This is a genomic window from Vibrio sp. 1641 (assembly GCF_033339995.1).
GTDB classification, from domain to species: Bacteria; Pseudomonadota; Gammaproteobacteria; order Enterobacterales; family Vibrionaceae; genus Vibrio; species Vibrio alginolyticus.
On the sequence record NZ_JAWOVP010000545.1, the window covers coordinates 1 to 503 of the forward strand.

Annotated in this window: 1 protein-coding gene; it reads right to left on the bottom strand. The window is 47.7% G+C overall.

The window, feature by feature from the left end; genetic code table 11:
- Positions 1–503 (bottom strand): 3'-5' exonuclease (locus tag R7Z47_RS27040; RefSeq protein WP_318131052.1); only part of this gene is annotated, 503 nt, incomplete at both ends.

Here is a 503-nt window from a genome sequence, read left to right on the forward strand (position 1 = left end):
TCTTTACACATGGTAAACGTCAGCTCTCGCTGTGCGCGGGTGATGCCTACGTACATCAGGCGACGCTCTTCTTCCACGTTATCTTCATCAATACTGGTTTGATGCGGCAATATGCCCTCTTCCGAACCAATCAAATAAACGTAAGGAAACTCTAGACCTTTTGATGCGTGTAATGTCATCAATTGAACGGCATCGCTGTCTTCGTCTTCTTCGCCGCGTTCCATCATGTCACGCAAGGTCAAACGTTGAACCACTTCTTTCAGCGTTTTCTCTTCTTGGTCGTAATTGTCACCTTCTAAGTCAGCCACAATCCAAGAGTAGAGATCCGAAACGTTCTTCATGCGCATTTCAGCGGCTTTCGGGCTGGCTGAGGTTTCGTACAGCCAATCTTCGTAATGAATGTCACGAACCAAGGAACGAACAGCTTCTACTGTGTTACCTCGCTCAGCTTGATCGGCAATCGCCACCAACCATTGTGTAAAGCGACGCAGATTTTCGAGACC